This window comes from Limnohabitans sp., assembly GCF_046052825.1.
Lineage (GTDB): Bacteria > Pseudomonadota > Gammaproteobacteria > Burkholderiales > Burkholderiaceae_C > Limnohabitans.
Genome location: NZ_JAVLFP010000069.1, coordinates 42,965 through 49,869 on the forward strand (window position 1 = coordinate 42,965; position 6,905 = coordinate 49,869).

7 protein-coding genes and 1 tRNA gene are annotated in these 6,905 nt (G+C 58.8%); all 8 read left to right on the forward strand.

Annotated features, from left to right (window positions below):
- Nucleotides 1–78: 78 nt before the first annotated feature.
- The 8 genes from ACKWJN_RS12100 to ACKWJN_RS12135 all read left to right on the forward strand — a co-directional run bounded on the left by ACKWJN_RS12100 (nt 79) and on the right by ACKWJN_RS12135 (nt 6,889).
- On the forward strand, nt 79–1,014 hold the full coding sequence (locus ACKWJN_RS12100) for a LysR family transcriptional regulator (RefSeq protein ID WP_408597252.1): 936 nt from the start codon (nt 79–81) through the stop codon (nt 1,012–1,014).
- 10 nt (nt 1,015–1,024) lie between these two features.
- The gene (gene gph / locus ACKWJN_RS12105) at nt 1,025–1,741 is read left to right on the forward strand and encodes a phosphoglycolate phosphatase (protein ID WP_408597254.1); all 717 of its coding nucleotides are present in this window, start codon (nt 1,025–1,027) and stop codon (nt 1,739–1,741) included.
- Nucleotides 1,742–1,983: 242 nt separating this feature from the next.
- Complete coding sequence (gene trpE / locus ACKWJN_RS12110; protein ID WP_408597256.1) at nt 1,984–3,498, forward strand: anthranilate synthase component I; 1,515 nt, start codon at nt 1,984–1,986, stop codon at nt 3,496–3,498.
- Nucleotides 3,499–3,503: 5 nt separating this feature from the next.
- On the forward strand, nt 3,504–4,073 hold the full coding sequence (locus ACKWJN_RS12115) for an anthranilate synthase component II (RefSeq protein ID WP_408597257.1): 570 nt from the start codon (nt 3,504–3,506) through the stop codon (nt 4,071–4,073).
- Between the two features lie 9 nt (nt 4,074–4,082).
- The gene (gene trpD / locus ACKWJN_RS12120; RefSeq protein WP_408597259.1) at nt 4,083–5,132 is read left to right on the forward strand and encodes an anthranilate phosphoribosyltransferase; all 1,050 of its coding nucleotides are present in this window, start codon (nt 4,083–4,085) and stop codon (nt 5,130–5,132) included.
- A gap of 13 nt (nt 5,133–5,145) precedes the next feature.
- A complete protein-coding gene (trpC, locus tag ACKWJN_RS12125; protein ID WP_408597260.1) occupies nt 5,146–5,937 on the forward strand; it encodes an indole-3-glycerol phosphate synthase TrpC in 792 nt (263 codons plus the stop codon).
- A 14-nt stretch (nt 5,938–5,951) separates the two neighbouring features.
- A complete protein-coding gene (locus ACKWJN_RS12130) occupies nt 5,952–6,743 on the forward strand; it encodes a uracil-DNA glycosylase (RefSeq protein WP_408597262.1) in 792 nt (263 codons plus the stop codon).
- Nucleotides 6,744–6,803: 60 nt separating this feature from the next.
- Nucleotides 6,804–6,889 (forward strand) — tRNA-Tyr (locus ACKWJN_RS12135).
- Nucleotides 6,890–6,905: the final 16 nt, after the last annotated feature.

A 6,905-nucleotide genomic window follows, 5' to 3' on the forward strand; every position in this document is an offset into this window, starting at 1 on the left:
CCTTTGTCGTGAGAGGCGTCGCACAAGAGGCTCGGCACATCAGAGATGCGGATGATGCATCGTTAGACTATTCGGTCTATGGATGCTTCCAAAATCGACCTCAATCTGATGCAAGTGTTCAGCGCCTTGATGCGCGAGAACAATCTCACGCGGGCAGGTTTTAGGCTGGGCTTGTCTCAACCTGCGATGAGCCACGCCTTGGGCAAATTACGCAAGCTCACGGGCGACCCTCTGTTTGTGCGTGTCTCCAGTGGCATGGAGCCCACGGACTTTGCCTTGCGTATCAGCCCTAACGTGGAAGAGGGGTTGAAGCTCTTGCTGGGCGCAGTGGAAGGCGCAGCTGCCTTTGAACCTTCTCGCTGCGATCGAACCTTTCAAATTTTGATGAGTGACATTGGCGAGTTGGTCTACTTGTCGCGTTTGGTCACGCGCTTGATGGCGGTAGCCCCTCAGGTGAATGTGCGCGTGCTTCAGTTGCCACGTGAGGCCTACCAAGACGCGTTGGCCAGCGGTGAAGCGGACTTGGCGATTGGGTTTTTGCCAGCGCTGAAAACCAGTGTGTACCAACAACGCCTGTTCACGGATTCGCACATTTGTTTGGTGCGCGCCGATCATCCGCATATCAAAAAAGGTTTGTCGCAGGCGCAGTTCTCGGCTGCCTCGCATGTGGTGATTGAACCTGCAGGTTCGCGCTACAGCGGTCACGCGGTCCAAAGCTCGACCACATCTTTGTTGGAGAGGCACTTGTCGGCCTCGGGCGTTAGCCGACGGGTGGTGTTGCGCGTGCCGCACTTCACCGTGGTGCCTGCCATCGTGCAGCAGACGGACTTGATCACGACCTTGCCCAGCTATGTGTTGAGTTACACCCGTAACTTGCCGAATTTGAAAACTTTCAAGTTGCCGTTTGATGTGCCAAGTTACGACATCAAGCAGTTTTGGCACGAACGCAAACACGCAGACCCCGCCAACCGTTGGCTGAGGAAGTTGGTGTCCGAACTTTTCACAAAGGATTGATGCGTCGCTTATGGCTTTCCATTTAAAAATCCACGCCGCCATCGTCGACCTCGACGGCACGTTGGTCGACACCTTGGGGGACTTTGAGCAGGCGCTCAACCGCTGTTTGGCCGATCTCGATTTGCCGCCGGTCACACGCGCTTTGGTCGAACGCACGGTCGGCAAAGGCTCCGAGCATTTGATTCGCTCGGTACTCACCCATCAATTGGCTTTGCCTGAAGTCGCAGGCTCTGGCTTGGTGTGTGCGGGACGCGGTGTGGACGGCTTGTACGAGCCTGCGTGGTTGCGCTACCAGCACCATTACCAACGCATCAACGGCCAATACGCCCAGGTGTACCCCGGTGTGGTGCAGGGCTTGCAGCAGATGCAAGACGCAGGCTGGACCTTGGCGTGCTTGACCAACAAGCCCTTGGCATTTGCCCAAAACCTCTTGGCAGTCAAAGGCTTGGACGGGTTTTTCACGCAGGTGTTTGGTGGCGACAGCTTTGCTGCCAAGAAGCCCGACCCCTTGCCCCTGCTCAAAACCTGTGTGGCACTGGGCAGCTTGCCCGAACGCACCTTGATGGTGGGCGACTCCAGCAACGATGCCCAAGCTGCGCGGGCGGCGGGGTGTCCGGTCGTGTTGGTGCGCTATGGCTACAACCACGGCGAGCCCATCGAGGCGGTGGACGCCGATGGCTACCTGGACCAGATCGCGCAGGTGGGCGATTGGCTGACCCGTGCCTAAGCGCTTCGATGCATCGTCTGGTGGCGTGTATCGTTTGTTAAACTGAGTCACATGTTCATTCACCGCAGCACTGTCACAGGTTGTCACGACCGGGGAGCCTGGCCCTGGCGTACGCCGAGTTCTGCGCGCATCTAACTCGCACGCCTTGCGCCGTGCGTCGCGCTTCTCGGCAGTTTTGCCAGCAAGCACTTTTGGAATGAATGGCCCCACCTCTGTGGGGCTGAGCTGTGGAGGCTCAAGCTGTGATCACTGAAAACGAATTCAACCAATTGGCCCAGCAGGGCTACAACCGCATTCCGCTGATGGCGCAAGCGTTTGCGGATCTTGAAACCCCTTTGTCGCTGTACCTCAAGCTGGCCCATGTGCAGCAGCAAGGTGAGCGCAGTTTTTTGCTGGAGTCGGTGGTGGGTGGCGAGCGCTTTGGGCGCTTTAGCTTCATTGGCTTGCCGGCACGCACGGTGTTGCGCGCCAGTGGCTTTGGCGCAGAGGCCAAGACCGAGGTGGTGACCGATGGCGTGGTGGTGGAAACCGACCACGGCAACCCGCTGGACTTTGTGTCGGCCTATCAACAACGCTTCAAGGTGGCTTTGCTTGAGGGCTTGCCGCGCTTTTGCGGTGGTTTGGCGGGCTACTTTGGCTATGACACCGTGCGCCACATTGAAAAGAAATTGGCCCAATCGTGCCCGCCGGATGATTTGGGCATGCCCGACATCTTGCTGCTGCAAACCGAAGAACTGGCCGTGATCGACAACTTGTCGGGCAAGCTCTCGCTGATTGTGTATGCCGACCCGGCGCAGCCGGGTGCCTATGCCCAAGCCCAGGCGCGATTGGCTGAGTTGAAGCAGCGCTTGAAAGCACCTGCCGTTGCGCCCTCCATTGCACCCGGAGACAGCCACCCCGCCCAGCGCAGTTTTGCCAAAGACGATTACCTGGCTGCCGTGGTGCGCGCCAAGGAACTGATTGCGGCGGGCGACTTCATGCAGGTGCAGGTGGGCCAGCGCATTCACAAACAGTTCACCGCCAGCCCACTGTCGCTGTACCGTGCGCTGCGCTCGCTCAACCCCAGCCCCTACATGTATTACTACAACCTGGGCGATGCCTATGTGGTGGGCGCGTCGCCTGAGATTTTGGTGCGCCAAGAGTCCACGCCCGAAGGGCAAAAAATCACCATTCGCCCCTTGGCAGGCACCCGTCCTCGCGGCGCCACGCCCGAGGCCGACAAGGCGGCTGAGGTCGAGTTGATCAACGACCCGAAAGAGCGTGCCGAGCACGTGATGTTGATCGACCTGGCACGCAACGACATTGGCCGCATCGCCAAGGTGGGCAGTGTGAAGGTGACCGAAGCCTTTGTGGTGGAGCGCTACAGCCATGTGATGCACATCGTGAGCAATGTGGAGGGTTTGTTGCGTGAGGGTCCCGATGGCCAGCCCTTGACCAGCATGGACGTGTTGCGCGCCACCTTCCCGGCAGGCACGTTGACGGGTGCGCCCAAAGTGCATGCCATGGAGTTGATCGACCAGTTGGAGCCCGTCAAGCGCGGGCTGTACGGTGGTGCTTGCGGTTACTTGAGTTTCGCTGGCGACATGGATGTGGCGATTGCCATTCGCACGGGCATTGTGAAAAACGACACCTTGTATGTGCAGGCGGCTGCGGGTGTGGTGGCCGATTCGGTGCCCGAGTTGGAGTGGCGAGAGACCGAACACAAGGCACGCGCCTTGTTGCGCGCCAGCGAGTTGGTGGAAGAAGGCTTGGAGTGATCACCATGAAAAAAATCAAACTTCTCATGGTGGACAACTACGACAGCTTCACTTTCAACATCGTTCAATATTTTGGTGAGTTGGGTGCCGAGGTGGAGGTGTTTCGCAACGACGACATCACGCTCGAAGGCATCGCAGCACGCCAGCCTGATCGCTTGGTGATTTCACCGGGCCCATGCTCACCTGCTGAGGCCGGAATTTCGGTGGCGGCCATTCAGCACTTTGCCGGCAAGTTGCCCATCTTGGGCGTGTGCTTGGGGCACCAAAGCATTGGCGCGGCCTTTGGCGGCAAGATCGTGCGGGCGCAGACCTTGATGCATGGCAAGACCAGCGTCATCACCACCACCCAAGAGGGGGTGTTTGGTGGTTTGCCTGAACAGTTCACGGTCAACCGGTACCACTCGCTGGCCATTGCGCGCGCGTCGTGCCCGCCTTGCTTGAAGGTCACGGCGTGGACCGACGATGGTGAAATCATGGGCGTGCGCCACACCGAGTTGGACATCCAAGGGGTGCAGTTTCATCCCGAGTCCATCCTCACCGAACATGGTCATGCCATGTTGAAAAACTTTCTGTAAGGAGTCGCGATGACCAGCGTTATTCACCCCATCACGCCCCAAGAGGCTTTGCAGCGCGTGATCGAACACCGCGAAATTTTTCACGACGAGATGCTGCACATCATGCGGCTCATCATGGGCGGCGACATGTCGCCTGTGATGATGGCCGCGTTTGTGAGCGCCTTGCGCGTGAAGAAGGAAACCATTGGAGAAATCACGGCGGCGGCACAGGTGATGCGTGAGTTTTCCACCAAAGTGGAAGTGGCCGATACGCAGCACCTGGTAGACATTGTGGGCACGGGCGGTGACGGTTCGCACACCTTCAATATTTCGACGTGTTCGATGTTCGTGGCAGCCGCAGCCGGCGCCAAGGTCAGCAAGCACGGCGGGCGCAGTGTGAGCAGCAAGAGCGGCAGTGCCGATGTGTTGGAGAGCTTGGGGGTGAACATCAACCTCAAGCCGGCGCAAATTGCACAATGTTTGGCACAGGTGGGTATTGGTTTCATGTTTGCACCGAACCACCATCCCGCGATGAAGAACGTGGCACCCGTGCGCAAAGAGTTGGGTGTGCGCACCATCTTCAACATCTTGGGTCCACTGACCAATCCGGCAGGCGCACCCAATATTTTGATGGGGGTGTTCCACCCTGATCTGGTGGGGATCCAAGTGCGTGCGCTGGAGCGTTTGGGTGCTGAGCATGCCTTGGTGGTGTATGGGCGTGACGGCTTGGACGAGGTGTCTCTGGGGGCCGCCACCTTGGTGGGCGAGCTCAAGAACGGGCGCATCCGTGAGTACGAAATTCACCCAGAAGACTTTGGTTTTGCCATGAGCAGTACCCGTGCTTTGCGCGTGGACACGCCAGAGGAGTCGCGGGCGCTGTTGTTGTCGGTGTTGGATAACCAAGCGGGCCCAGCGCGCGACATCGTAGTCCTCAACAGCGCCGTGGCTTTGTATGCGGCCAATGTGGCCGACAGCATCGAAGCCGGCATCACGCGCGCCAATGATGCGTTGAATTCTGGCGCTGCCAAAGCCAAGCTCGACCAGCTGGTGACAGCGGTGCATCAATTGGCTGCGGCCTGAAGAAAGAAAAGAGATGTCTGACATTCTGAACAAAATCGTTGAAGTCAAACGGCAAGAAATTGCGACGGGCTTGAAGCGCAAGACGCTCGAAGCCATGCGTGCCGATGCCGAAAGCCGTGTGCTCACGCGTGACTTTGTGGGCGCCCTGCGCGCCAAGATTTCAGCGGGCTTGCCTGCGGTGATCGCCGAGATCAAAAAAGCCAGCCCTTCCAAAGGCGTGTTGCGTGAAGATTTCATTGCCGCCGATATCGCGCAAAGCTATGCCGAGCATGGCGCGGCTTGCTTGTCGGTGTTGACCGACCAGCAGTTTTTTCAGGGCAGCGTGGATTATTTAAAGCAAGCCCGTGCCTCGTGCGATTTGCCGGTGCTGCGCAAAGACTTCATGATTGATCCGTATCAGGTGTACGAGGCACGCGTCATGGGAGCCGACTGCATTTTGCTGATTGCGGCGTGCCTGGACGACGCGCAAATGGCTGAGTTGGAAGCGATTGCGCGCAGCCTGGACATGGCAGTGCTGGTGGAGGTGCACGATGCGCCAGAGCTGCAACGCGCCTTGAAGCTCAAGACGCCTTTGGTGGGCATCAACAACCGCAACCTGCGCACCTTTGAGGTCACGCTCGACACCACCTTGTCGCTGATGAAAGATGTGCCTGCCGACCGTTTGCTGGTGACGGAGAGCGGCATCTTGCAGCGTAGCGATGTGCAAACCATGCGTGCGGCAAATGTCCATGCGTTTTTGGTGGGCGAGGCCTTCATTCGTGCGCCCGATCCCGGCAAGGCCTTGGCTGAGTTGTTTGTGGCTTGATCTAGTTTGACGCTGTGGCTGATTTGTTCTCTCAAGCATCACCGCCTGACGCGCCTCGTTTGACCGCGTGGGCCCCTCAGGATTGGCCTGTTCACCCCGATTGGCAGCCGGTGTTGGATGCTTTTTGGCGCAGTCCTGAAGGGGTGGCCTTGGCAGACTTTGTTCGTGGGCGTCTTGCAGCTGGCGCGGTGGTCTATCCCGCGCACCCCCTGTGGGCCTTGTGGCTTACGCCCTTGTCGAAGGTGCGGCTGGTGATCTTGGGACAAGACCCTTACCACGGTCCCCGCCAGGCGCAAGGCTTGTCGTTTTCGGTGGCGCCTGGGGTCAAGTTGCCGCCGTCCTTGCGCAATATCTTCAAAGAGTTGCAGCGTGATGTGAATCAGCCCATGCCCGCCAGTGGTTCGCTGGAGGCGTGGGCGCGACGCGGCGTGTTGTTGCTCAACACCAGTTTGACGGTGGAGGACGGTCTGCCCGCCAGCCACGCCAAACGTGGTTGGGAGGCCTTGACCGATGCCTTGTTGGCCGAGGTGGCACGCACCGCACCTGTGTGTGTGTACTTGCTGTGGGGCGCTCATGCCCAGGCCAAGGCGGACATGCTGGCACAACAAACCCGCCAGCTGGCGCCGAGTTTTTTGGGTTTGAGCGACACAGCTGCGCCAGCGCGTGAGGCCTTGGTGCTCAAGGCCAACCATCCTTCGCCCTTGTCCGCTTTGCGAGCGCCCCAGCCATTCATCGGATGCGGCCATTTTTCACAGGCTCAGGTTTGGCTGGCGCAGCGCGGCGAAACCTTGGATTGGGCTTTGTAAGCAGATTTGCGGCGTCAGCCAAGGCCAGACATAAAAATCTGCTATAGTTTGCGGTTCGCCGGAGGGGTGCCCGAGTGGCTAAAGGGGGCAGACTGTAAATCTGTTGGCTTACGCCTACACTGGTTCGAATCCAGTCTCCTCCACCAGCGAAACCAACAAATG